Genomic DNA, 24,448 nt, shown 5'->3' on the forward strand with positions numbered 1-24,448 from the left:
GGCGCGGCTGTGGCGCTACGGCCTGCTGCTGTCGCGCAATCGGCACGTGGCCGAGGATCTGGTGCAGGCCACGTGCGTGCGGGCGCTGGAGCGTGCCGGCCAATATGTCGCCGGCACGCGCATGGATCGCTGGTTGCTGAGCATCCTGCATTCGATCTGGCTCAACGAAGTGCGCGCCCGCCGGGTGCGTCAGGGCGCCGGTCAGGTCGATGCCGACGGGCAACTGGCCTTCGATGGCGAATACGCCGCGCAGACTCATGTAATGGCGGCGCAGGTGATCCGCCGGGTCGATGCGTTGCCGGAAACCCAGCGCGAAACCGTGTATCTGGCTTATGTCGAAGGCCTGTCCTACCGTGAAGTCGCCGAGATCCTGCAGGTGCCGATCGGCACGGTGATGAGCCGTCTGGCCACCGCGCGCCTGAAACTGGCCGAATACCCGCCCCTGCAAGCCGTGCCGAAAACCACCGGAGGTGACCGCCCATGAACAAGCCCTCCGACGAACAACTGGTGGCCTACCTCGATGACGAGCTGGACCCCGCCTATCGCAGCCAGCTCGACAGCGCGATTGCCGACGATCCGTTGCTCAGCCTGCGCGTGCAATGGTTCGAACGCAGCAGCCTGCCGTACAAGGATGCCTATGACGAACTGGCGCAACAGGCACCGCTGGAACGTTTGCAGGCGCGCCTCGATGCCATCCCCGCCCCCCAGCGGCCTGGCTTGAATCGACGCTGGTTCATCGGTGCGGCCGCCGCGAGTCTGCTGGCGGGCGGCGTGTTGGCCGATCGCCTGTTTCTCGCCTGGCAAACGCAGCAAACGCATAACTGGCGCGCCCTGGTGGGCGACTACATGGCACTGTATGTGCCGCAAACCCTCGATCACCTGCCCAGTGACGAAGCCAGCCAGCGCGCGCAACTGCGTGCGGTGGATGCACGATTGGGGCTGAGTCTGTCGCCGGCACTGGTGAGGTTACCGGGCGCCGAACTCAAACGTGCACAAATGCTCGAGTACGACGGTGTGCCGATTGCGCAACTGACCTATCTCGATGCGAAACACGGGCCGCTGGCCTTGTGCGTGACTCGCTCCAACAGTGGCAGCCAGCCTTTGGCGCACGAACGGCGCCACGAAATGAACGTGGTGTACTGGACCGAAGGTGAGCATGCGTGGATGTTGATCGGGCACAACCCGGCGCCGGCGCTGGAAGACCTGGCAAAACACCTGGTCGACAAGCTGGGCGCGTGAGTGCCGCTCCACTATGCTGAGCGGGTGATTATCCAAGGAGGAAGCCCCGATGCAGATTTCACCCCGCACCGCCCTGCTGGTCATTGACGTGCAGAACGACTTCATCCCCGGCGGCCAGTTGGCCGTGCCCGAAGGCGATCAGATCGTGCCGCTGATCAATCGCCTCGGTGGCCTGTTCAAACAGGTGGTGATTGCCCAGGACTGGCACCCGAGCGGCCACGCGTCCTTTGCCTCAAGCCACCCCGGACACCAGCCTTACGAGGTAATTCAGTTGCCCTACGGCGAGCAGGTACTCTGGCCGGAGCATTGTGTGCAAGGCACTGCCGGCGCCGAGTTTCACCCCGAGCTGAACCTGCCGCACGCGCAACTGATCATCCGCAAGGGCTGTAATCCGGACATCGACAGCTATTCGGCGTTTCTCGAGGCGGACCGGCGCACCACCACCGGTCTGGCCGGTTATCTGAAGGAGCGCGGTATCGACACGGTGTACATGGTCGGTCTGGCGCTGGATTTCTGTGTGATGTTTTCTGCACTGGATGCCCGGGCGGCGGGGTTCAACGCGTTCGTGGTGCTGGATGCCTGTCGTGCCATTGACAGGGATGGGTCACTGGCAGCGGCGATGGAGCGGATGCAGACGGCCGGGGTTGGCTTGATTCAGTCGAACCAACTGATCTGAGCAACACAAACCCCCTGTGGGAGCGGGCTTGCTCGCGAAGGCGGTGTGTCAGATTAATTTATGTCGACTGACACTCCGCCTTCGCGAGCAAGCCCGCTCCCACGGGTTTCGGGTCAAGTCATGTCAGGCAACCACAACCTGAACCGCGCCCCACCCAGCGGCGAACTTTCAACCGTCAAGGTCCCGCCCTGCGCCTCCAGCGCCCGACGGCTGATGGCCAGGCCCAGACCAAAGCCGCCGGTAGCCCGATCACGACTGCGATCAAGTCGATAAAACGGTTCGAAAATCCGCTCACGCTCGTCATCCGGGATGCCAATGCCATCGTCGTCGACCCAGATCTCGCAACCATCGGGGCTGACCTGCACGCCAATCTGAATGCGTTTTTCGCAATAGCGCATGGCATTGCGCAGCAGGTTCTGGATCGCCCGGGCGGTCAGGCGCGGATCCAGCGTGAAACGTTCGAGCTGACCGTGCAGCAGCACGTCGATGACGATGTCCGGCGAGTCCAGTTCTTCATCGACACTGCCCAGAATGCTGTCGATGAACTCATCCAGCGAAACCTCGACCTGCTCCGGCAACTGCGCCGGGTTCTGCAGGCGGCTGTAAGACAGCAGTTCCAGCACCAGCTCATCCAGTTCCCGAATGTGTGCGACCAGTCCTTGCAGGCGCTCGCGACTGGTCGCCGGCAAATCATCGGACAGCGCCAAGGCCAGACCGAAGTCCAGACGGGTCAGCGGCGTGCGCAATTCGTGGGACACCGCATTCAGCAGGTCGCGCTGCTGGTTGAGCAGATTTTCGATATCGCCGGCCATGGTGTCGAACACGTTGGCCAGGCTGCCGATGTTGGAGCTGGCGGGGATCTGCGTGCGCTCGTTCAGGTGGCCCTTGCCGAAGCGTTCGGCAGCGCCCTTGAGGCGCTCCAGATCGCGCCAGTGCGGGCGAATCCACAGCAGCAGGCAGGCGAGCATGCTCGCACCGATCAGCACGTTGATGCTCCAGTACAACAGATTGACGTCCAGCGGATCCGGCGGTACCACCATTTGCACAGCGACGTCTTCGTTCAGCGGCGTGACCGCCAAGGTGCGCCATCCCCAATCGCCAATGCGCACCACGTTTTCCCCAGCGCGCAAGCGCACTTGCTCGGGGGCGGTGAACCCGGCGTCGTCGATGCGCGCCAGAGCGATGTGCAGCGGCTGGAAATCCTTGTCCATTGATTGCGCGAGTGCCGGCCACTGATCCTGCGGCACCGCGTGAAACTGCCGGGTGATCAGCGATTGCAGGCCGCGCGAGTAGTCGAGGTTGTAGGTGATGAAGCGCTCGCGGAACGCCATGATCACCAGATCCGGCACCAGATAGATCGCCGCGCTGTAGGAGACGATCGTCACCAGATACAGGCGAAAGAGGATTCTGAACATCAGCTCAGCATTCCCACTCGGAGCGGCTGAACAGGTAGCCCTTGCCCCATACCGTCTTGATCTTGCGCGCCTCGCCGGCGTGGTCGTCGAACTTGCGCCGCAGCTTGGAAATCGCCACGTCTACCGAACGGTCGGTGCCGTTGAACTCGATGCCGCGCAGGCGTTGCAGGATTTGATCGCGGCTCAGCACTTCCCCGGCATGCCGGGCCAGCACCACCAGCAAATTGTATTCGCCGCTGGACAGCTCGACCGGTTGCTCGCGCCAGGTCACGGTGCGCTCGGACAGGTCGATGCAGAGATTGCCCATCACAATCCGGTCATTGACCGTCATCGGTTCACCGAGGCTGCTGCGCCGTAGCAAAGTACGCACCCGGGCCAGCAGAACCCGTGGCTCGCAGGGTTTGGTGACGTAATCGTCGGCGCCCATTTCCAGGCCCAGCACCTGATCGTGACTGTCGTCGCGAGCGGTCAACATCAGGATCGGCAGCGTCGCCGAATCGGCCCGCAGCAGGCGGCAGACTTGCAAGCCGTCAAGGCCCGGCAGCATCAGGTCGAGGATCACCAGATCCGGCGGATTGATCCGTGCTCGCTCACGCACGTGGTCACCACGGCCGATCACGCTGACGGAATAGCCGTTGCGCTCCAGGTAGCTGGAAATCAGTTCGGCGAGGGCGGTGTCGTCTTCGACCAGGAGGATGTTGGGCATGGGGTGTTCCAGGAAAGTGCTGTGGCGACTGTTTGGGCCTCATCGCGAGCAGGCTCACTCCTACATTGGAACTGTGTCAGACACGAACCTTGTAGGAGTGAGCCTGCTCGCGATGGCGGTTTATCTGTCGCAATAAATTTCAAGGCGTAAAGGATATACGCCCTCGCCCGTCCCTGAGTAAAACCCTTACACAATTTCACACAGCACCTACAAAGCTTCACCGCTACCCTCGGCGTCTGGCCTTAGGATGCGGGCTTCAATATTGGGGGTGGTACATGTCAAAAAATCTTCTGGCCGGGCTCGGCCTGATCGCCGCTGCGCTGTTGCTGAGCGCCTGTGATTCGTCCTCGAAGGCCGAAGAAGAAGCGCCGCCAGCTACCGTGCGCATCGAGACCATCGAGGCCCGCCCCCTGTCGATCAGCAGCGAACTGAGCGGGCGTATCGCCGCCCCGCGCATCGCTGAAGTGCGTGCCCGAGTGGCCGGGGTGGTGCTGCAACGGACCTTCCGTGAAGGCAGCGACGTGAAAAAGGGTGACGTGCTGTTTCGCATTGACCCGGCACCGTTCAAGGCTGATCTAGATAGCGCCGAAGCCGCGTTGCGCAAGGCCGAGGCCAATGCCTTCCAGGCCAGGCTGCAGGAACAACGCTACGCGCAGTTGATCGACGACAAGGCCATCAGCGCTCAGGATTACGACAACGCCCGCGCCAATTCCCGGCAAACCGCCGCCGATGTGGCGGCCAATAAAGCTGCAGTGGAACGCGCGAAGCTGAACCTCGGCTACGCCACCGTCACCGCGCCGATTTCCGGGCGGGTCGGCCGTGCATTGGTCACTGAAGGTGCGCTGGTCGGGCAGAACGAAACCACGCCGCTGGCGCTGATTCAGCAGCTCAACCCGATCTACGCCGACCTTACTCAGTCGACCCGTGAACTCAACGAACTGCGTCGCGCGCTCCGTTCCGGGCAGTTGCAGGCAGTCGGTCAGGATCAGGTCAAGGCCACGCTGATTCAGGATGACGGCAGCCTCTATCCGTTGCCGGGTAAATTGCTGTTCAGCGACATCAGCGTCGATCCGGGCACCGGCCAGATCATTCTGCGCAGCGAGTTCCCCAATCCCGATCTCGACCTGCTGCCGGGCAGCTTCATCCGTGTACGTCTGCAACAAGCCACCGTACAGAACGGCATCACCGTGCCGCAACGTGCGGTGCAGCGTGACAGCGCGGGTATCGCCCAGGTGCTGACCGTCGACGAGCAGATGCGCGTCGCCCAGCAGCCGGTGCAACTGGGCGCGGTGCAGAACGACCGCTGGATCGTCACCGGCGGCCTCAAGCCCGGCGACCGCATTGTCATCGAAGGCCTGCAACACGCCCGTCCAGGCGAAAAAGTGCAGATCGACGACACCCCTCTTCCACTTGCCCAGACCTCTGGTCAGTAAGCAGGACGCTTTCATATGCCGCAGTTCTTTATCGATCGCCCGGTGTTCGCCTGGGTTGTCGCCCTGTTCATCCTGTTGGCCGGTGCGCTGGCCATTCCGCAATTGCCGGTGGCGCAGTACCCCGATGTCGCGCCGCCACAGATCGAAATCTACGCGGTGTACCCTGGCGCCTCGGCGCAGACCGTCGATGAAAGCGTGGTCAGCCTGATCGAAGAAGAACTCAACGGCGCCGATCACCTGCTGTACTTCGAATCGCAGAGCAGCCTCGGCAGCGCGACGATCAAAGCGACGTTCCAGCCGGGCACTAACCCGGAACTGGCGCAGGTCGATGTGCAGAACCGCCTCAAAGTGGTCGAGTCGCGCCTGCCGCAGGCAGTCAATCAGCAAGGCCTGCAGGTGGAGAAAGTCTCTGCCGGTTTCCTGTTGCTGATCACCCTGACCTCCAGCGACGGCAAGCTTGATGACGTAGCGCTCAGTGATTATCTGGCGCGTAACGTGATGAACGAAATCAAGCGCATCGACGGCGTCGGCAAGGCGCAGCTGTATGGCGCCGAACGGGCGATGCGGATCTGGATCGATCCGCAGAAGCTGATCGGTTTCAACCTGACCCCGGCCGACGTCAACGCCGCCATCGTTGCGCAGAACGCCCAGGTCTCGGCGGGCAGCATTGGTGACTTGCCCAATCCGTCCTCGCAGGAAATCACCGCGACGATTCTGATCAAGGGGCAGTTGTCGACGCCGGAAGAGTTCGCCGACATCGTGCTCAAGGCCAACCCAGACGGCTCCACCGTGCGCATCGGCGATGTGGCACGGGTCGAAGTCGGCAGTCAGGAATACCAGTTCGGCACGCGCCTGAACGGCAAGCCGTCCACCGCCGTCGGCGTGCAACTGGCGCCGGGGGCCAATGCCTTGGCGACCGCCACATTGATCCGGGCGAAGATGGACGAACTGTCGCGCTACTTCCCGGCCGGCGTCGAATACAAGATTCCGTACGACACCTCGCCGTTCGTCAAAGTCTCGATCACCAAAGTGGTTTACACCTTGGGCGAAGCGATGCTGCTGGTGTTTGCGGTGATGTTCCTGTTCCTGCAGAACATCCGATACACGCTGATCCCGACGCTGGTGGTGCCGGTGGCCCTGATGGGCACCTTCGCCACCATGCTCGCGCTGGGTTTCTCGATCAACGTACTGACCATGTTCGGCATGGTCCTGGCGATCGGCATTCTGGTGGACGATGCTATTGTCGTGGTGGAAAACGTCGAGCGCATCATGGCCACTGAAGGCCTGTCGCCGAAAGAAGCGACGCGCAAGGCGATGAAGCAGATTACCGGGGCGATCATCGGCATTACCCTGGTGCTGGTGGCGGTGTTCATCCCGATGGCATTCATGCAGGGTTCGGTGGGCGTGATTTACCGACAGTTCTCGCTGTCGATGGCGACCTCGATTCTGTTCTCGGCGTTTTTGGCCCTGACGCTGACGCCTGCACTGTGCGCCACGCTGCTCAAGCCAATTGCCAAGGGCGAGCACCACGAGAAAAGCGGATTCTTCGGCTGGTTCAACCGCCGCTTCGAGCAACTGACCGATCGCTATCAAGGCTGGGTCGGCTACGCGCTGAAGCGCAGCGGGCGTTATCTGCTGATCTACGGCGTGCTGCTGATCGGCATGGGGTTGTGCTTTGCGCGTCTGCCCTCCTCGTTCCTGCCGGTTGAGGATCAGGGTTACACCATCACCGATATTCAACTGCCACCCGGGGCCACCAAGAACCGTACGGTGCAAGTCGCCGAGCAGCTTGAAGCGCATAACGCTGGCGAGCCCGGTATCAGTGACAGTGTGGTGATTCTCGGATTCAGCTTCTCTGGTAGCGGGCAGAACGCGGCGCTGGCCTTTTCCACGCTGAAGGATTGGTCGCAGCGCAGCAGCGATGATGCGGCAAGCTCGATTGCCGACCGTGCCAACATCGCCCTGAGCCAGATCAAGGACGCCATGGCGTTCTCGGTATTGCCACCGCCCGTAGACGGCCTCGGCACGTCGAGCGGTTTCGAATTCCGTCTGCAGGATCGCGGCGGTCTCGGTCATGCGACATTGATGCAGGCGCGCACTGAACTGCTCGCCGCCGCCGAGAAAAGCCCGGTGCTGATGAACGTGCGCGAAAGCGCGCTGGCCGAAGCGCCGCAGGTACAACTGGAGGTAGACCGCAAGCAGGCCAATGCGCTGGGCGTGTCGTTCGCAGACATCGGCAGCATGTTGTCCACCGCCGTGGGTTCTTCCTACATCAACGACTTCCCCAATCAGGGGCGCATGCAGCGGGTGGTGGTGCAGGCCGAAGGCAATCAGCGCAGTCAGGTCGATGATCTGCTGAAAATGCACGTGCGCAACAATGCCGGGCACATGGTGCCGCTGTCGGCGTTCGTCCAGGCGAAATGGACCCAAGGCCCGGCGCAATTGACCCGCTATAACGGCTACCCGGCGATTGCGATTTCCGGCGAGCCATCGCCCGGGCACAGCACCGGCGAGGCCATGGCGGAGATCGAACGGCTGGTCGCCCAAGGGCCGAAAGGTCTGGGTCAGGAATGGACCGGGCTGTCGTTGCAGGAACGTTTGTCCGGCAGTCAAGCGCCGATCCTGCTCGGTCTGTCGTTGCTGATCGTGTTCCTGTGCCTGGCGGCGCTGTACGAGAGCTGGTCGATTCCGACTTCGGTGCTGCTGGTGGTGCCGCTGGGTGTGCTCGGCGCAGTGCTGGCGGTGACCTTGCGCGGCATGCCCAACGATGTGTTCTTCAAGGTCGGGCTGATTACCATCATCGGTCTTTCGGCGAAGAACGCGATCCTGATCATCGAGTTCGCCAAGAGCCTGTACGACGAAGGTCACGACCTGATCGACGCGACGTTGCAAGCCGCGCGCCTGCGTCTGCGCCCGATCGTCATGACTTCGCTGGCGTTCATCCTCGGCGTGGTGCCGTTGGCCATCGCCACTGGCGCCAGTTCGGCGAGCCAGCAGGCGATCGGTACCGGGGTGATCGGCGGGATGATCACGGCGACATTGGCCGTGATTTTCGTGCCGTTGTTCTTCGTGGTGGTCATGAAGCTCGTACAACGCTTTACCAAACACCACTGAACCCTGTGGGAGCGGGCTTGCTCGCGAAGGCTTCGTGTCAGTCAGTATTCATGTAGCTGACACACCGCTTTCGCGAGCAAGCCCGCTCCCACAAGGTCATCGAACAGTCACGTCAGTGGTCATCCGGTGATTTTCGTGCCGTTGTTCTTTGTGGTAGTGATGAAGCTCGTTCAACGCTTCACTAAACACCACTGAACCCTGTGGGAGCGGGCTTGCTCGCGAAGGCGTCGTGTCAGTCAGTATTCATCTGGCTGACGCAGCGCTTTCGCGAGCAAGCCCGATCCCACAAAGTCATTCGAACAGTCAAGTCAGTGGTCATCCGAGACGTCGCTGGGCTAAGGTGTAAAAACATCCTGGCCCATCGAGTCCCCATGCGCTTTCTCGCCCGCACCCACCCTCGCCTGTCCGCCGCCGCTTTGGTCGGCCTTGCCACCGGCCTGCTGGTCCCTGCCGACTCCGTCGTCAGCAAAATCCTCATCGGCTGGAACGCCGGCGTCTGGACTTACCTGATCCTGATGTTCTGGCTCGCCACCCGGGCCAAGGCACCGGACGTCAAACGCATCGCCGTCGTCGAAGACGAGAATGCCGGACTGGTGCTGTTCGTGGTGTGTATCGCAGCATTGGCCAGCCTGGCCGCCATCACCCTGGAACTGGCCGGCACCAAGGATCTGGATACCCATCACAAACTTCTGCATTACGCGTTCACCGCCGTCACCGTCGTAGGTTCCTGGCTGGTGATCGGGGTGATCTTCTGTGTGCACTACGCGCGCCTGTTTTACACCTGGGATGGCAAGGAACCGGCCCTGCGTTTCGCTGAAGGCCTGACCACGCCCAATTATTGGGACTTCCTGTATTTCTCCTTCACCATCGGCGTGGCGGTGCAGACTGCCGATGTCGGCGTGGCTACCCGCGATATTCGCAAGATCGTCCTGGCGCAATCATTGATCGGTTTTGTGTTCAACACCGCGATTCTGGGCTTTTCGATCAATATTGCTGCCGGCCTGTTTGGCTGAGCATTGCGCAGATACTTCAATAACGCTGAGCACCGCCCGTCGGCGCCAAGTTGAAGTACCACGCGCATTTACTTGACGGAGTGTCAGCATCTGGTGTTTCCTGAAACCGGTTTCATCGCCATCGCGGCGCATGAAACGAATAAATCCAATAATAGGTTTCAGACCGTGAACGACTTCTCCGCCGCCCAGCGCAGCCGCGTGACCATGCTTGATGTTGCCGAACGCGCCGGCGTATCCAAGGCCAGCGTCTCGCGCTTCATCGGCGACGACCGCGCCCTGCTCTCCGATGCCATCGCCTTGCGAATCGAGCAGGCGATCAGTGAGCTGGGTTATCGCCCGAACCAGATGGCCCGTGGTCTGAAACGCGGGCGCACGCGCCTGATCGGCATGCTGGTGGCCGATATCCGCAACCCTTATTCGATTGCCGTGATGCACGGGGTGGAAACCGCCTGCCGTGCGCACGGCTACAGCCTGGTGGTGTGCAACACCGACCGCGACGACGAGCAGGAGCGCCAGCATCTGGCGCTGTTGCGCTCGTACAACATCGAGGGGCTGATCGTGAACACCCTAGGCCATCACCGTGACGAACTCCACGAGTTGCACCGGGAAATGCCCTTGGTGCTGGTGGACCGCAAGGTCGATGGCCTCGACAGCGACATGGTCGGGCTGAACAATCCGCAAGCTGTTGAGATGGCGCTGAAGCACCTGGAACAGCGCGGCTATCGCGATGTGTTGCTGGTGACTGAGCCTTATGACGGCACCAGTTCGCGGATCGAGCGGGTCAGTAGTTTTCGGACGCAGATCGCCCAGCGCTCCGGGTTGACCGGGGCGGTGCTGGAAACCGGCGACGCACTCGCTACTCATCTTCAAATCTTTTTGGACACACCGGCGACCGGGCCGAAAGCACTGTTCTGCGCCAACGGTGTGGCAGCGCTGACCTGTACCCTGGCCTTGCGTGAAATCGGTTGCCGATTGTTCGAGGATGTCGGGCTGATTGCCCTGGATGATCTGGATTGGTACCCGTTGGTCGGCAGCGGAATAACCGCCCTCGCCCAGCCCACAGCCGAGATTGGCGCGCGGGCGTTTGAGTGTTTGCTCAAGCGTTTGCGGGGGGATGTCGAGGTAGCGCGCAGAGTGGATTTTGCGCCGGTGCTGATTGAGCGCGGGTCTACCCGAGGATCTTTGCGGTGAATGTTATGGCGCCATCGCGAGCAGGCTCACTCCTACAGGGGGAGCGCATTCCAAATGTAGGAGTGAGCCTGCTCGCGATGGCGCCCGAACGCCCGACGAAGATCAATCAGATTTTTTTGAACAAAAATGAAACCGGTTTCAGAGGTAGATAACAATGAATAAACCTGCCGTTTCCATCAGCCTTTCCAGCTACGGCGCCGAGCTTGTGCGCCAACGCGGGCAGGACTTCTTCATCGATGTGCTGGCCGCCGCTGGCGCTGATCGCATCGAATGGCGCGAAGAGCTGCTTACCCGCGAAGTGCCCGAGCAACTGCAAGCCGCCACTCGGGCGCAGGGACTGCAAAGCATCTATTCGTCGCCGAGCGAACTGTGGCTCGCCGGTCAGGCGCGGCCCAATCCCGAGCTGATCAACGCCCTGCAACATGCAGAAGCATTCGGCTCGAAATGGTTGAAAGTCTCGCTCGGTTACTTCACCGACAACTGTGATTTGCAGGCGCTGAAACAGCTGCTCGGCGCCAGCCCGGTGCAACTGCTGGTGGAAAACGACCAGACCTTGCAGGGCGGCCGCATCGAGCCGTTCCAGCGTTTTTTCGCGGCGGTGGAGCAGCATGATTTGCCGATCAAGATGACCTTCGATATCGGCAACTGGCAGTGGCAAGACCAGTCCGCCGCCAACGCCGCACGTCTGCTCGGACGCCACGTCGGCTACGTGCACTGCAAAGCCGTGGCCCGCCGCGCCGACGGCAAACTGGTCGCCGTGCCGCCCGCCGTCAGCGACCTGCATTTGTGGGAACAACTGCTGCGGCACATGGCCCAAGGCGTTATGCGTGCCGCCGAATACCCGTTGCAGGGCGATGACCTGGTGGCACTGACCACCGAGCACGTCGCCGCCCTCGCCCGCCTTGGTCAATCGCGTCTGGAGCCTGCCCATGTCTGACATCGATATTCTGTCGTTCGGCGAAACCATGGCGATGCTGGTCGCCGAGCAGACCGGAGATCTGGCTGCGGTCGAGCATTTTCACAAACGCATTGCCGGCGCCGACAGCAATGTGGCGATCGGTCTGTCGCGGCTGGGCTTCAATGTGGCGTGGCTGAGCCGGGTCGGCGCCGATTCCCTCGGACGTTTTGTAGTCGAGACCTTGATCAAGGAAGGTCTGGATTGCAGTCACGTCGCGGTCGATCACCAGCACCCGACCGGTTTCCAGTTCAAGTCGCGTAACGACGACGGCAGCGATCCGCAGGTCGAGTATTTCCGCCGTGGCTCGGCGGCCAGTCATCTGTCCGTACAGTCGATCAGCGACACTTTGCTCAGCGCCCGCCATCTGCACGCCACCGGAATTCCACCAGCGCTATCGGCCAGTGCGCGGGAAATGTCGCTTGAGCTGATGACACGCATGCGTCATGCCGGGCGCAGCGTGTCGTTCGACCCCAATCTGCGCCCGAGTCTGTGGGCCTCTGAGCAAGAGATGATCCGCGAGATCAACCGCCTCGCCGCCCTCGCCCACTGGGTCTTGCCGGGCTTGAGCGAAGGTCGCTTGCTGACCGGCTTCGAAGACCCGGCGGACATCGCGGCGTTTTATCTCGATCAGGGCGCCGAAGCCGTGGCGATCAAGCTTGGGCCGCAAGGTGCCTATTACCGCACGCATCTGGATCAGGGTTTTGTCGCCGGGGTGCCGGTGGCCAACGTGGTCGACACCGTGGGTGCGGGTGATGGCTTTGCGGTTGGCATGATCAGTGCCCTGCTGGAGCATCAGAGTTTTGCCGAGGCGGTGCAACGCGCGAACTGGATTGGCAGTCGGGCGGTGCAGAGTCGCGGGGACATGGAGGGGTTGCCGACCCGGCCCGAGCTCTCCGCTGAATTCGAAGCCGCTGATCGCGAGCAGGCTCACTCCTACAGTGGATCTCCGCCAGTCACAGCTGCAGCGGCAAACACATAACCCTTGTAGGAGTGAGCCTGCTCGCGATGAGGCCCGCTCAGACAACCCATTAATTGAACCTGCTGCGACAAAAACAACAAGCTCAGGAGCAACACCATGAAAACCGCATCCCTCGCCGCCCGCCGCTGGTGGTACATCATGCCGATCGTGTTCATCACCTACAGCCTGGCGTATCTCGACCGCGCCAACTATGGCTTTGCCGCCGCCTCCGGCATGGCCGCCGACCTGATGATCACCCCGGGCCTGTCTTCATTGCTCGGCGCGCTGTTCTTCCTCGGTTACTTTTTCTTCCAGGTACCGGGAGCGATCTACGCGCAGAAGCACAGCGTGAAAAAGCTGATTTTCTTCAGCCTGATTTTCTGGGGCGGCCTCGCCACCCTGACCGGCGTCGTGTCCAACGCCTACTGGCTGATCGTGATTCGCTTCATGCTCGGCGTGGTCGAAGCCGCGGTGATGCCGGCGATGCTGGTTTACCTGTGCCACTGGTTCACTCGCGCCGAACGCTCGCGGGCCAACACCTTTCTGATCCTCGGCAACCCGGTAACGATGCTGTGGATGTCGGTGGTTTCGGGCTATCTGGTGCAGCACTTCAGCTGGCGCTGGATGTTCATCATCGAAGGTTTGCCGGCGGTGATCTGGGCGTTTATCTGGTGGAAGCTGGCCGATGATCGTCCTGCTCAGGCCAAGTGGCTGAGCGAACAGGAAAAGCACGACCTGGAAAGCGCTCTCGCCGCCGAACAGGTCGGGATCAAAGCGGTGAAGAACTACGCCGAAGCGTTCCGCTCGCCGAAGGTGATCATTCTGGCGCTGCAGTTTTTCTGCTGGAGCATCGGCGTCTACGGCTTCGTGCTGTGGCTGCCGTCGATCCTCAAGGCCGGCGCGCAAATGGACATGATCGAGGCCGGCTGGCTGTCGGCGCTGCCGTACCTGGCTGCAGTGATCGGCATGCTCGCGGTGTCGTGGGGCTCGGACAAACTGCAGAAGCGCAAACGCTTCGTATGGCCGCCACTGCTGATCGCCTCCATTGCGTTCTACGGTTCCTACGCCTTGGGCGCGGAACATTTCTGGTGGTCGTACACGCTGCTGGTGGTCGCCGGCGCCTGCATGTACGCGCCGTACGGGCCGTTCTTCGCCATCGTTCCGGAGATCCTCCCGGCCAACGTCGCCGGCGGTGCCATGGCGCTGATCAACAGCATGGGCGCGCTCGGTTCGTTCGGCGGCTCGTACCTGGTCGGCTACCTGAACAGCTCCACCGGTTCGCCCGGTGCTTCGTACCTGCTGATGAGCGGCGCGTTGCTGCTGTCGGTGGTGCTGACGATTTTTCTCAAGCCTGGCGCCAGTGATCGTGTCGTGGCCAAAGCCGTAGTCACGCGTCCCGTGCCGGCGCATTCCTGAAGAGATTTTTGCCCATGAAAAAGCAAGTCGTGCTGTACAAGAAACTCTCGCCGGCGCTGATGACGCGCCTGCAACAAAACTGCGAAGTGACGCTGATCGAAAGCCTCGACGCCGACGGCTTGATGAAACTGCGCGACGCCCTGCCCGGCGCCCACGGTTTACTCGGCGCCAGCCTGAAACTCGACGCCGCGCTGCTCGATCTGGCGCCGCAGCTTGAGGCCATCGCCAGTGTCTCAGTGGGTGTCGACAACTACGACATCGACTACCTGACCCGGCGCAAGATCCTCCTTAGCAACACCCCGGACGTGCTCACCGAAACCACCGCCGACACCGGTTTTGCCCTGATCCTCGCCACGGCCCGACGCGTGGTCGAGCTGGCGAACATGGTGCGCAGCGGCCAATGGCATCGCAACATCGGCCCGGCGCATTTCGGCACCGATGTGCATGGCAAGACCCTGGGCATCATCGGCATGGGCCGTATCGGCGAAGCGCTCGCGCAGCGCGGGCATTTCGGTTTTGGCATGCCGGTGCTCTATCACAGCCAGTCGCGCAAACCGGCAGTCGAGACGCGTTTTGCGGCGCAGTACCGCAGCCTGGAAGCGCTGCTGCAAGAGGCCGATTTCATCTGCCTAACCCTGCCGCTGACTGCGCAGACCGAAGGCCTGATTGGCGCCGAGCAGTTTGCGTTGATGCGCCCCGAGAGCATCTTCATCAATATCTCGCGCGGCAAAGTGGTGGATGAAGCGGCGCTGATCGACGCGTTGCGCCATCAGCGGATTCGCGCAGCGGGGCTGGATGTGTTCGAGCGTGAACCGCTGAATCATGATTCGCCGTTGTTGCAGCTGAATAATGTGGTGGCAACGCCGCACATGGGTTCGGCGACGCATGAGACGCGGGAGGCGATGGCCAGGTGTGCGGTGGACAATCTGCTGGCGGCTTTGGCTGGGGAGAAGCCGGTGAATCTAGTGAATCCGGCGGCTTGGCAGGGCTGAAAAATGCGCTGAATGGCGGATTGCATTCGCGAGCAAGCCCGCTCCCACAGGGTTCGGTGTGTACAGATAACATTATGTACACACCCATCCACTGTGGGAGCGGGCTTGCTCGCGAAGAGGCCAGTTCAGGCAACACAACACTGTCAGGCACTACGCGCCTGCAACAGCTGCACCGCACACAACGCAATCCGCGCACAGGCATCCGCCAGCTGCACCCGATCCAGCACCAGCCCGATGCGAATATGCCCCGCCGCACTCGGCCCGAACGCTTCGCCAGCCAGCACAGAGACCCCATAACCTTCCAGCAAGCGCTCGGCAAACCCCTGCGCGCCAAACCCGGTCTGGCGCACATCGACCATCACGAACATCCCGCCATCCGGGCGAATCGGCTGCAACCCCGGACAACCGCGCAAGCGCTCGCACACCAGATCGCGGCGCAAACGGTATTCGTCGCGCATCTGCGTCACCTCCGGCAGATCGCTTGCCAACGCGACCTCCGCTGCTTTCTGCACAAAATCCGGCAGGCCGAAAAGCATGCTCAACGACAGGTTCACCAGATGCTCGGCCAGCACCTTCGGCCCGATCGACCAGCCAATGCGCCAGCCGGTCATGGCATGGGATTTCGACAGGCTGTTGATGGTTGCCGTGCGTTCGGCCATGCCCGGCAGGCTCGCCGGGCTGATGTGTTCGCCCTCGTAGAGCAGATCGCTGTAGACCTCGTCGCTGATCAGCCACAAATCGTGGCGCACGCACAGCGCCGCCAGCTCTTGCCAGATCAGCAGCGACAGGCTCGCGCCGGAAGGATTATTCGGACTGTTGAGCAACATCGCGCGGGTCTTCGGCGTGATCCGCGCGGCGACATCGGCGGGGTCAACGCGAAAGCCATTCTCCGGCCTGACCGGCACCGGCACCACTGTCGCGCCGCACGCGCCGAACACACCCTCATACGTCACGTACATCGGCTCGGCGACGATCACTTCGTCACCCGGATCCAGCAGGCATTGCGCGACGGAATACACCGCGCATTGCGCGCCGGGCAGCACGATCACGTGCTCGGCATCCACCACCTGACCGCTGCGCCGCTGGTGGCGGGCGGCGATCAATTTGCGCAGCGCCAAGCGACCACGCACTTCGGAATAATGCGTATCGCCGGCCAGCAGACTGTCGATGGCGCCATGAATGATCGGCAGCGGCGTATCGAAATCCGGATCCCCCACGCTCAGCAGCAGGATATCGACGCCCTCGGCGCGCAGCTCCAGCGCTCGGTCATGAATCTGCCAGGCAGCGGCTCCCTCCCCGGCGATGCGTTGGGTCAAGGCTGAATAGCGCATGCACGTCTCCTGATTGCGCGGTCTCCAGCCTTCACCCTAGGTCAAATCACAAACCGCGCCAGCCGCTTTGTCCTTTGGATGAATTTAAAGAAGAACTTCGTACTGTGGTCGATTAGCGGTCGACTGACTACCTGTCAGAGTTGACAGTAGACCCACTTCACAAACGCTCGCTTAATCAACATGAGGAAACAACTGCGGCCCCCTCTAATCGAAACGACGGAGTGTTGAAACGATGACGAATCTGAATGAAAAAATCCTCTTATTGGACGCACCGGAAATCCCGGATGCGCGGCCCAATTTCCCTGGCAGTCAGGTTAACCTGTTGCCATTGAGTGCATTAGGATCTCCACTAAAGGTGTTAATTCCAGAATGGTATAGTTCACCTTCTGATCCAGGCGTGCCCGTACTGTTAAGGCTGTTGTTAAACGGGAATAGGGTGGCGGACTATCCTTTTACGACACCCATCGACCCGGCGCTTTTCCCATTTGAGGCCCATATTCCTGAGGCACACCTGGTACAAGAAGGCGTATATGAGGTTTCATACATCCTCGATATTGGCGGGAATGAAGACATGGCCGCGAGCACGCCGATTACGGTCGATCTAACGGCTCCCAACTTCGGCAATCCGGGAGAGCCTCCGCAATTTCCACCAGAAATCGACAGTGAGGGGATCACACCGCAGTATCTCGCCGCCCACAATGATGAAGTTCTGGTAACCATTGCCATCTATATGCAGCAGCGAGCCTGCGACAGCATCGAATTTCACTTTGGCTCACTTGCGGCGGAGCCAGTCATCATTGAAACGGTGCATGACGCAACTTCACGTACCGTTATCAAACTGAGTGGCGCGATTATCCGTGAGATAGGTTCCGGCACGATGTTCGCGTTTTACAGGCTGCGCGATCGTGCAGGAAACCTTGGGCAACAGTCTTCGTTTAAGCAAGTCAAAGTGGACCTGTCTTGAAGCGCTGACTCTTCGAGGTGGGCCGAACACTCATCTGGTTCGGCCCACATCAGGCAACTGCGTATTTCTCAAATCACAAACCGCGCCACCATGGCATTCAAATCCACCGCCAGACGCGACAGCTCATGGGTCGCGGCGCTGGTTTGATTCGCGCCGGCGGCGGACTGCGTGGCCAGATCACGGATGTTGACCAGGTTGCGGTCGACCTCACGCGAGACCTGGGCCTGTTCTTCCGAGGCACTGGCGATCACCAGGTTGCGTTCGTTGATCTGGTGGATCGACTGGGTGATTTGCTCCAGCGCCACACCCGCAGCGCGGGCCATTTCCAGAGTGGTCTGGGTGCGCTGGTTGCTTTGCTGCATCGACGACACCGCTTCGCCGGTACCGTTCTGGATGCCAGCGACCATTTTTTCGATTTCCTGAGTCGATTGCGCAGTGCGATGCGCCAATGCGCGAACTTCGTCCGCTACCACCGCAAAACCGCGTCCGGCCTCACCGGCACGCGCTGCTTCGATCGCCGCGTTGAGGGCCAGCAGGTTGGTCTGTTCGGCGATGGCGCGGATCACATCCAGCACCTTGCCGATGTCGCGACCCTGCGCGGCGAGGCCTTCGATCATTTGCGCGGTGCTCTGCACGTCATGGGTCATGGTCTGGATCGCGTCGACGGTTTTCACCACTTGGTCACGACCTTCGCGGGCGGCCTGGGTCGACTGGTTCGACGCTTCGGACGTCGACACCGCGTTGCGTGCCACCTCTTCCACAGCGGCGGTCATTTCGTTGACGGCGGTGGCGGCTTGTTCGATCTCGTTGTTCTGCTGTTGCAGGCCACGGGAAGCCTCTTCGGTGACCGCGCTCAGCTCTTCGGCAGCCGCGCCCAACTGAGTCGCGGAACCGGCGATCTGTTCGATGGTTTTGCGCAGGTTGATCTGCATCGTGGACAGGGCTTGCAGCAGTTGGGTGGCTTCGTCCTTGCCGTCGACTTCAATCGACTGGGTCAAGTTGCCGCCGGCGATGGTTTGCGCAGCCTGTACGGCACGATTCAATGGGGTGACGATGCTGCGAGTCAGCAACAGGGCCAGCAGTACCGTGGCGAGCGCGGCGACCACGGCAACAACGATGATGCCGGTAATGGCGCTGTCGTAATGTTCACCGGCCTGATTGGAGGCGACTTTCGCTCCCGCCGCATTGATCGCGATCAGCTTGTTGAGTTGCTCGCCCATCTGGTCGGTGCCGTCCTTGATTCGCGTGTTGATCAAGGTGCGCATCTCGTCGACCTTGTCCTGACGCGACAGCTCCATCATCTGGTTTTGCGCTTGCAGGTAGTTGTCGAGCGTGGTCGCGAACGTCTGATACAACGCACGCTCTTCACTCTCTGCCGGCAACGCGGCATAACTGGCCTGAGCGCTGCGCACCTTTTCCACCAGCACGCCGATTCGCGTTTGCGCTTCTTGCAGGCCTGCCGGGTCGCGGTTGACCAGAATCCGGAACGACAGAATCCGCAGGCGCAGAACGTTTTCCGTGACCACGCCAAGGTAGGTGACGCTGGGCAGTTGATTGGTCTCCATGTCGATGGAAGCCTGGCGGATGGTCGACATGCGGTTGACGGCGAACACACCAAGGACAATCACCAGCAAGGCGATAAAGGCAAAACCGAGGAAGGCACGGGGCGCGATATTCAGGTTACGCAAGGACATGGTTGGACTCTCGGATAGAGGTAACTGCGAGCGTCCTTGCCGTCATCACTGGCCCTTGGGGGCGGAACCAGTCAGGCGTCACTGTTCGAGGGAATCTGTGTGCGCCTGATCTCTGTATCGGCGGGGCTTTAGGAAGATTTCGTGTAAAGCGAAAATATTTTTCAAGGTGTTTCAGCGCTGAAACACCTTGACACTAACCCCCTGTGGAGAGGGGATTTATCCCCTCTCCACAACATCTTCAGGAAGTCAGTTATTGAGTTTGGCCATCTGCCAGACGCGGGCGATGTCCGTCGCCCGTTCGCGCAACAAGCGTGGGGCTTCGGCGCAGGCTTGCTCCAAGGTCATCGGGCCGCTGGTGACGGCGAATGCGGCGTCGATGCCGTGCTCGTAGAGTTCCTGATAACCCTCACCCAAGGTGCCGGCGATGACGATCACCGGCACGCCGTGCTGCTTGGCAATCCGCGCCACGCCGAACGGGGTCTTGCCGCGCAGGGTTTGCGCGTCGAAGCGCCCTTCTCCCGTGATCACCAGATCGGCGCCGTTGACCGCTTCGGCCAGCCCAACCAACTCGGCCACCACTTCCACGCCGGCCTGAAATTGCGCGCCAAGAAACGCCTTGGCCGCAAAACCCAATCCCCCCGCCGCACCACTGCCCGGCTCATCGCGAACGTCCTTGCCCAACGCTTGCGCGCAGAGCTCGGCGAAATGCCCCAGCGCCTGATCCAGTTGTTGCACCTGTGCCGGTGATGCGCCTTTTTGCGGGCCGAAAATCGCCGAGGCGCCGTGTGGGCCGCACAGCGGATTGTTGACGTCGGCGGCGATGTCGAAGCGCACGTGGGCCAGACGCGGATCAAGCTCGCTCAAGTCCAGTCGCGCCAGTTGTGCCAGCGCCAAGCCGCCCGGCACCAATGGCTGACCCTGCGCATCGAGCAATTTCACCCCGAGCGCCTGCATCGCACCGGCACCGCCATCGTTAGTGGCGCTGCCGCCAATCGCCAGAATCACCCGTTGCGCGCCGGCATCCAGCGCGGCGCGAATCAGTTCGCCGGTGCCGAAGGTGCTGGTGATGCATGCATCGCGTTGCCCCGTAGGCACTAATTGCAAACCACTGGCCTCGGCCATTTCGATGATCGCGGTGTGATTGTGTGGCAACCAGCCCCACGCGGCGTCGACCGGCGCACCCAGCGGCCCGCGTACTCGGGTGCGGCGCAGTTCACCCTCGCAAGCGGCGAGAATCGATTCCACCGTGCCCTCGCCGCCGTCGGCCATCGGGCATTTGACCAGTGTTGCTTGCGGCCAGACTTGCGCCAACCCCAGAGCAATGGCTTCGGCAACGCCTTGGGCACTCAGGCTGTCCTTGAACGAATCGGGGGCGATGACGATCTTCATGCGAATTCTCCAGTTCCAATGCCGTTCATGCTGCCAGTCGGCCTGCGCATTGACGCCGGTCCGCTGCACAAGTGCGGTGGGCGTTTATTGTTCATTTCTACAAAAGCCTTGGGGATGAATGTAGTGGCCCTATCGCGAGCAGGCTCACTCCTACATTTGAAATGCGTTCCCCTGTAGGAGTGAGCCTGCTCGCGAAGGCGTCGGTGAAAACATCCGATCAGCCCGGATCAATGTGCGGCAGCAATTGCACCCCGAGATATAGCGCCAGCATCCCGTCGAGTTTCAGCGGATCAACCCCGCTCAACTCAGCAATCCGCTCCATCCGATAACGCAAGCTGTTGCGATGAATGCCCAGCGCATCGGCGCAGGCCTGACTCTGCCCGTCGTGTTCACACCAACTGCGCAGGGTCGCGAGCAACTGGCCATTGCCGTCCTTGGCGATGACTTTGCGCAACGGTTTGAGCAATTCATCCAGCGCATCATCGTTGCGATGGCGCCAGAGCATCACCGGCAAGCGATAGCGATTGAGCGTCAGCAGTCGCAATTGCGGCAGCACTTCCCGGCCATAAGCCAGCAGATCGCCAACCCGCCGATAACAGCGGCGTAACCCGGCCAGCCCATCCGCCTGCCCACCCACAGCGATGCGCAGAATGTTCCAGCCGAGGCCATCGAGTTTTTCCAGCAGGCGATCATGCTCAACCGTTTGACTTGCGGGTCGGCACCACAGCAGCGACGACTTGGCCGAACTCACGCACCAGCTGTCCGGATAGCGCGAGGTCAACCACGCGCTCAGCGCCTCGACGGTCTGCCCCGGCCCATGCTCCAGACCCAGTTCGAACAGATACGGCACCCGGGTCAACTGCGGCTTGAGCCCAAGTTGCTGCGCCTCATCGATCAGTCGCGGCGAGTCGCCGGCTTCGCTCAACAGCAACGCCAACAGGTCATCGCAACGCTGGCGCCGCCATTGCTGCTCGGCCTGCTGGTTGCGCTGGCCGACGAGCATTTCGGCGGTCATGCGCACCAGTTCGGCGTAGGTGCGCAGTTGCTCCGGTTCGCCGGTAATACCGAGCACGCCGATCAGGCGTTGATCGAGCATCAGCGGCAGGTTGATGCCCGGCTGCACACCCTTCAAGTGCACCGCGGTTTGCGCGTCGATCTCCACTACTCGCCCATTGGCCAGCACCAGTTGCGCACCCTCGTGACGGGTGTTGATGCGCTCCAGCTCGCCGCTGCCAAGGATCAGGCCCTGGCTGTCCATGACGTTGACGTTGTAGGGCAAAATGGCCATGGCCCGGTCGACGATATCCTGAGCGAGGTCGTGATCGAGTTCGAACATGATCGGCAAAATCCTTAAGCAGCGGCGGCGGACGGTTGTTCACCCGCACAGGGTCTGGCGGCAAACCCTGTGCTCAGGCACAAAGACAATCCGGCCACAGGTGGCCGAGACTCTCGGGGCGATCAACGTTAACCTGTGCATCGCAAAAAATCATAATAAAGAGAGAGCCGCTATGTCGCAGAGCGCCGCAGCTACCCAGACCATCGACGACGGTAAAAACGCCGTCTACAAACGCATCACCCTGCGTTTGATCCCCTTCATCTTCATCTGCTACCTGTTCAATTACCTCGACCGGGTCAACGTCGGCTTCGCCAAACTGCAGATGCTCGACGCGTTGAAGTTCAGTGAAACCGTTTACGGCCTCGGTGCCGGGATCTTCTTCATCGGCTACGTGCTGTGCGGCGTGCCGAGCAACCTGGCGCTGACCCGATTCGGCCCGCGACGCTGGATCGCGCTGATGATGATCACTTGGGGCACGCTGTCGACCTGCCTGTTGTTCGTCACCACCCCGACCCAGTTCTACACCCTGCGCCTGTTCACCGGTGCGGCCGAAGCCGGGTTCTTCCCGGGTGTGGTGCTGTACCTCTCGCAGTGGTTCCCGACGTTCCGCCGTGGACGGATCATGGCGCTGTTCATGTCGGCAATTCCGGTCTCGGGCCTGCTTGGCAGCCCGTTCTCCGGCTGGATCCTCAATCACTTCGCCGCCGGGCAAGGTGGACTGGCCGGCTGGCAGTGGATGTTCCTGCTGCAAGGTATTCCGACCGTGATCCTCGGCGCCCTCGCCTATTTCCTGCTCAGCGACAGCTTCGCCAATGCCAAGTGGCTGAGCCCGCACGAGCGCGCGGTGCTTGAAGCCGATCAGGCCGAAGACCTGGCGAACAAACCGAAAACCACTTCCGACTCACTGCTCGCGGTGTTCAAGAACCCGGCAATCTGGGCCTTCGGCCTGATCTATTTCTGCATCCAGAGCGGCGTGTACGCGATCAACTTCTGGCTGCCGTCGATCATCAAGAACCTCGGTTTCAGCGACAACCTGGTGATCGGCTGGCTGAGTGCGATCCCCTATCTGCTGGCGGCGGTGTTCATGCTGCTGGTCGGGCGTTCGGCGGACTTGCGCAAAGAGCGTCGCTGGCACTTGGTCGTACCGATGCTGATGGGCGCGCTCGGTCTGCTGATCGCGGTGAACTTCGCCGCCAACCCGGCCATCGCCATTCTCGGCCTGACCATTGCGACCATGGGCGCGCTAACCGGCCTGCCGATGTTCTGGCCAGTGCCGACTGCCCTGTTGAGCGCGGGCGCGGCGGCCGGTGGCCTGGCGTTGATCAACTCGATGGGGCAAATGGCCGGTTTCCTCAGCCCGTATCTGGTGGGTTGGGTCAAGGACAGCACCGGTTCGACCGATGCGGCGTTGTATCTGCTGGCGGGTGTGATTGTCGGCGGCAGCTTGCTGGCGTTGCGCATGACGCGGACGCTGCGGGCTTAATCATCACGCATCAAGATCAAAAGATCGCAGCCTGCGGCAGCGCCTACATGGAAATACGCGTTTCCCTGTAGGAGCTGCCGCAGGCTGCGGTCTTTTTTGCTTAATGATTACAACGCCCCCGACTTGCCAATCACGGAAAAATCCCGCAAAAACGCACAGATCTTTAAAGGATTTTTACCAATGAGCTCGATTCTCGATCTGGAGATCTTCGTCCGCGTGGCCGACTCCGGCAGCATCTCCGCCGCTGCCCGTGCGCTGGAACTGACGCCGGCCGCCGCAAGCATCGCCTTGAAGCGCCTGGAAACCCGCCTCGGTATCCGCCTGCTCGCGCGCTCCACCCGCAGCATGCGCCTGACCGAAGAAGGTCGGCGTTATCTCGACAGCGTGCGCATCGCCCTGTCCGCCCTGGCCGAAGGTGAGCAGGCACTGAAGCAACACGGCGAAGGCCTCAGCGGTGTGCTGCAACTGGCGGCGCCCTCGGACTTCGGGCGCAACGTGTTGTTGCCGTGGCTGGACGATTTCAAACGCGAACACCCGAATATTCAGCTGCAACTGCTGCTCAACGATCGGCACGCCGATCTGTTTCGCGAAACCGTGGATGTCGCGCTGCGCTTTGGTGTGCCCAGTGATTCGACCCTGGTCGCGTTGCCAATTCTGCCGGCGCATCGCCGTGTTGCCTGCGCCAGTCCGGACTATCTCGCCCGCCATGGCACACCGCAACATCCCGGCGAACTGCGCGAACACAGCGCCCTGCTCTACCTGCGCAATGGTCGGCCCTACAACACCTGGCGCTTCAGTCGCGAGGACGAAACGCTGGAAGTGGAAGTCCACGGCGATTACTTCAGCGATGACGGCGAAGTCGCGCGACGCTGGGCCCTGGCCGGGCATGGCATTGCCTACAAAGCCTGGCTGGACGTCGCCGAGGATGTGCGCGGCGGACGCCTGCTGACGCTGTTCGATGACTGGCATGGCGAGAGCGTGCCGTTCAATCTGCTGTGCCCGCATCGGGTGCAGGTGTCCGAACGCGTTCGGGTGTTGCAGGCGTTTTTGCAGGCGCGTTGCGCAGCGCTCAGCCGATAATTCACTTTGCCCCATCGGAAGCTTCTGGTATTTGATTGGAGTTTTCCCACCGATAAAAGG

Annotated in this window: 20 protein-coding genes; 14 read left to right on the forward strand and 6 right to left on the reverse strand. The window is 61.4% G+C overall.

All coding sequences use genetic code 11. From position 1 onward, the window contains the following. The first annotated feature begins 25 nt into the window (after window positions 1-25). From KCG87_RS08585 to pncA, 3 genes are read left to right on the forward strand one after another with little or no spacing between them, the layout of a single operon-like run. A complete protein-coding gene (locus tag KCG87_RS08585) occupies window positions 26-484 on the forward strand; it encodes a sigma-70 family RNA polymerase sigma factor (protein WP_230679381.1) in 459 nt (152 codons plus the stop codon). Then, a complete protein-coding gene (locus tag KCG87_RS08590) occupies window positions 481-1,239 on the forward strand; it encodes a transcriptional regulator (RefSeq protein ID WP_210557069.1) in 759 nt (252 codons plus the stop codon). The genes KCG87_RS08585 and KCG87_RS08590 overlap by 4 nt, the downstream gene beginning before the upstream one ends. Window positions 1,240-1,288: 49 nt before the next feature. Beyond that, complete coding sequence (gene pncA / locus KCG87_RS08595) at window positions 1,289-1,915, forward strand: bifunctional nicotinamidase/pyrazinamidase (RefSeq protein ID WP_098963969.1); 627 nt, start codon at window positions 1,289-1,291, stop codon at window positions 1,913-1,915. A gap of 113 nt (window positions 1,916-2,028) precedes the next feature. Here pncA and KCG87_RS08600 read toward each other — a convergent pair whose 3' ends face one another. Together KCG87_RS08600 and KCG87_RS08605 are read right to left on the reverse strand one after the other, a co-directional pair. After that, on the reverse strand, window positions 2,029-3,330 hold the full coding sequence (locus KCG87_RS08600; RefSeq protein ID WP_210557068.1) for an ATP-binding protein: 1,302 nt from the start codon (window positions 3,328-3,330) through the stop codon (window positions 2,029-2,031). A 4-nt stretch (window positions 3,331-3,334) separates the two neighbouring features. After that, entirely contained in the window at window positions 3,335-4,036 is a 702-nt protein-coding gene (locus tag KCG87_RS08605; protein WP_003224662.1) for a response regulator transcription factor, read from the reverse strand. Window positions 4,037-4,311: 275 nt separating this feature from the next. On the opposite strand from KCG87_RS08605, the gene KCG87_RS08610 reads away from it, so the two are divergent. The 8 genes from KCG87_RS08610 to KCG87_RS08645 all read left to right on the forward strand — a co-directional run bounded on the left by KCG87_RS08610 (window position 4,312) and on the right by KCG87_RS08645 (window position 15,111). After that, window positions 4,312-5,469 (forward strand): efflux RND transporter periplasmic adaptor subunit, encoded by a 1,158-nt coding sequence (locus KCG87_RS08610; protein WP_210557066.1) that lies wholly within the window; start codon window positions 4,312-4,314, stop codon window positions 5,467-5,469. A gap of 15 nt (window positions 5,470-5,484) precedes the next feature. Further along, window positions 5,485-8,583: an efflux RND transporter permease subunit gene (locus tag KCG87_RS08615; protein ID WP_210557064.1), complete on the forward strand. Its 3,099-nt coding sequence runs from the start codon at window positions 5,485-5,487 to the stop codon at window positions 8,581-8,583. 371 nt (window positions 8,584-8,954) lie between these two features. Further along, window positions 8,955-9,596 carry a DUF1345 domain-containing protein gene (locus KCG87_RS08620; RefSeq protein ID WP_027611985.1) on the forward strand — a complete coding sequence of 214 codons (642 nt, stop codon included), beginning with the start codon at window positions 8,955-8,957 and terminating at the stop codon, window positions 9,594-9,596. Between the two features lie 165 nt (window positions 9,597-9,761). Next, a complete protein-coding gene (locus KCG87_RS08625; protein WP_348983737.1) occupies window positions 9,762-10,787 on the forward strand; it encodes a LacI family DNA-binding transcriptional regulator in 1,026 nt (341 codons plus the stop codon). Between the two features lie 154 nt (window positions 10,788-10,941). Then, a complete protein-coding gene (locus KCG87_RS08630) occupies window positions 10,942-11,724 on the forward strand; it encodes an AP endonuclease (protein ID WP_098963967.1) in 783 nt (260 codons plus the stop codon). After that, complete coding sequence (locus KCG87_RS08635; protein ID WP_210557062.1) at window positions 11,717-12,724, forward strand: sugar kinase; 1,008 nt, start codon at window positions 11,717-11,719, stop codon at window positions 12,722-12,724. The genes KCG87_RS08630 and KCG87_RS08635 overlap by 8 nt, the downstream gene beginning before the upstream one ends. A gap of 96 nt (window positions 12,725-12,820) precedes the next feature. After that, window positions 12,821-14,119 (forward strand): MFS transporter, encoded by a 1,299-nt coding sequence (locus tag KCG87_RS08640; protein WP_210557060.1) that lies wholly within the window; start codon window positions 12,821-12,823, stop codon window positions 14,117-14,119. Between the two features lie 14 nt (window positions 14,120-14,133). Beyond that, window positions 14,134-15,111 carry a D-glycerate dehydrogenase gene (locus KCG87_RS08645; RefSeq protein ID WP_210557058.1) on the forward strand — a complete coding sequence of 326 codons (978 nt, stop codon included), beginning with the start codon at window positions 14,134-14,136 and terminating at the stop codon, window positions 15,109-15,111. 143 nt (window positions 15,112-15,254) lie between these two features. Here the strand turns inward: KCG87_RS08645 and KCG87_RS08650 are convergent, their stop codons facing one another. Next, window positions 15,255-16,442, reverse strand: coding sequence for an aminotransferase class I/II-fold pyridoxal phosphate-dependent enzyme (locus KCG87_RS08650; protein WP_210557056.1), 1,188 nt, complete (start codon window positions 16,440-16,442; stop codon window positions 15,255-15,257). Window positions 16,443-16,674: 232 nt separating this feature from the next. On the opposite strand from KCG87_RS08650, the gene KCG87_RS08655 reads away from it, so the two are divergent. Further along, a complete protein-coding gene (locus KCG87_RS08655) occupies window positions 16,675-17,406 on the forward strand; it encodes a hypothetical protein (RefSeq protein ID WP_210557054.1) in 732 nt (243 codons plus the stop codon). 68 nt (window positions 17,407-17,474) lie between these two features. On the opposite strand, the gene KCG87_RS08660 is transcribed toward KCG87_RS08655, so the two are convergent. From KCG87_RS08660 to KCG87_RS08670, 3 genes are all read right to left on the reverse strand, one after another. Then, the gene (locus tag KCG87_RS08660; RefSeq protein WP_210557052.1) at window positions 17,475-19,100 is read right to left on the reverse strand and encodes a methyl-accepting chemotaxis protein; all 1,626 of its coding nucleotides are present in this window, start codon (window positions 19,098-19,100) and stop codon (window positions 17,475-17,477) included. Window positions 19,101-19,346: 246 nt separating this feature from the next. Further along, a complete protein-coding gene (locus KCG87_RS08665; protein ID WP_210557051.1) occupies window positions 19,347-20,489 on the reverse strand; it encodes a glycerate kinase in 1,143 nt (380 codons plus the stop codon). A gap of 217 nt (window positions 20,490-20,706) precedes the next feature. Further along, a complete protein-coding gene (locus KCG87_RS08670; RefSeq protein WP_210557050.1) occupies window positions 20,707-21,825 on the reverse strand; it encodes a sugar diacid recognition domain-containing protein in 1,119 nt (372 codons plus the stop codon). A gap of 172 nt (window positions 21,826-21,997) precedes the next feature. On the opposite strand from KCG87_RS08670, the gene KCG87_RS08675 reads away from it, so the two are divergent. Together KCG87_RS08675 and KCG87_RS08680 are read left to right on the forward strand one after the other, a co-directional pair. Further along, window positions 21,998-23,308, forward strand: a complete 1,311-nt coding sequence (locus KCG87_RS08675; RefSeq protein ID WP_027611996.1) for an MFS transporter — start codon at window positions 21,998-22,000, stop codon at window positions 23,306-23,308. 180 nt (window positions 23,309-23,488) lie between these two features. Beyond that, window positions 23,489-24,388 carry a LysR family transcriptional regulator gene (locus KCG87_RS08680; protein WP_210557049.1) on the forward strand — a complete coding sequence of 300 codons (900 nt, stop codon included), beginning with the start codon at window positions 23,489-23,491 and terminating at the stop codon, window positions 24,386-24,388. The last annotated feature ends 60 nt before the right edge of the window (window positions 24,389-24,448 follow it).

It is taken from the genome of Pseudomonas sp. MWU347 (assembly GCF_017947305.1).
In the GTDB taxonomy this organism is placed as follows: Bacteria; Pseudomonadota; Gammaproteobacteria; order Pseudomonadales; family Pseudomonadaceae; genus Aquipseudomonas; species Aquipseudomonas putida_A.

Bases quoted from the DNA above. Each gene is read 5' to 3' on its own strand.
- KCG87_RS08620 (WP_027611985.1), top strand. From the start codon at position 8,955: ATGCGCTTTCTCGCCCGCACCCACCCTCGCCTGTCCGCCGCCGCTTTG.
- KCG87_RS08650 (WP_210557056.1), bottom strand. From the start codon at position 16,442: ATGCGCTATTCAGCCTTGACCCAACGCATCGCCGGGGAGGGAGCCGCT.
- KCG87_RS08645 (WP_210557058.1), top strand. From the start codon at position 14,134: ATGAAAAAGCAAGTCGTGCTGTACAAGAAACTCTCGCCGGCGCTGATG.
- KCG87_RS08665 (WP_210557051.1), bottom strand. From the start codon at position 20,489: ATGAAGATCGTCATCGCCCCCGATTCGTTCAAGGACAGCCTGAGTGCC.
- KCG87_RS08655 (WP_210557054.1), top strand. From the start codon at position 16,675: ATGACGAATCTGAATGAAAAAATCCTCTTATTGGACGCACCGGAAATC.
- KCG87_RS08670 (WP_210557050.1), bottom strand. From the start codon at position 21,825: ATGTTCGAACTCGATCACGACCTCGCTCAGGATATCGTCGACCGGGCC.
- KCG87_RS08605 (WP_003224662.1), bottom strand. From the start codon at position 4,036: ATGCCCAACATCCTCCTGGTCGAAGACGACACCGCCCTCGCCGAACTG.
- pncA (WP_098963969.1), top strand. From the start codon at position 1,289: ATGCAGATTTCACCCCGCACCGCCCTGCTGGTCATTGACGTGCAGAAC.
- KCG87_RS08675 (WP_027611996.1), top strand. From the start codon at position 21,998: ATGTCGCAGAGCGCCGCAGCTACCCAGACCATCGACGACGGTAAAAAC.
- KCG87_RS08615 (WP_210557064.1), top strand. From the start codon at position 5,485: ATGCCGCAGTTCTTTATCGATCGCCCGGTGTTCGCCTGGGTTGTCGCC.
- KCG87_RS08600 (WP_210557068.1), bottom strand. From the start codon at position 3,330: ATGTTCAGAATCCTCTTTCGCCTGTATCTGGTGACGATCGTCTCCTAC.
- KCG87_RS08680 (WP_210557049.1), top strand. From the start codon at position 23,489: ATGAGCTCGATTCTCGATCTGGAGATCTTCGTCCGCGTGGCCGACTCC.
- KCG87_RS08660 (WP_210557052.1), bottom strand. From the start codon at position 19,100: ATGTCCTTGCGTAACCTGAATATCGCGCCCCGTGCCTTCCTCGGTTTT.
- KCG87_RS08640 (WP_210557060.1), top strand. From the start codon at position 12,821: ATGAAAACCGCATCCCTCGCCGCCCGCCGCTGGTGGTACATCATGCCG.
- KCG87_RS08610 (WP_210557066.1), top strand. From the start codon at position 4,312: ATGTCAAAAAATCTTCTGGCCGGGCTCGGCCTGATCGCCGCTGCGCTG.
- KCG87_RS08590 (WP_210557069.1), top strand. From the start codon at position 481: ATGAACAAGCCCTCCGACGAACAACTGGTGGCCTACCTCGATGACGAG.
- KCG87_RS08630 (WP_098963967.1), top strand. From the start codon at position 10,942: ATGAATAAACCTGCCGTTTCCATCAGCCTTTCCAGCTACGGCGCCGAG.
- KCG87_RS08635 (WP_210557062.1), top strand. From the start codon at position 11,717: ATGTCTGACATCGATATTCTGTCGTTCGGCGAAACCATGGCGATGCTG.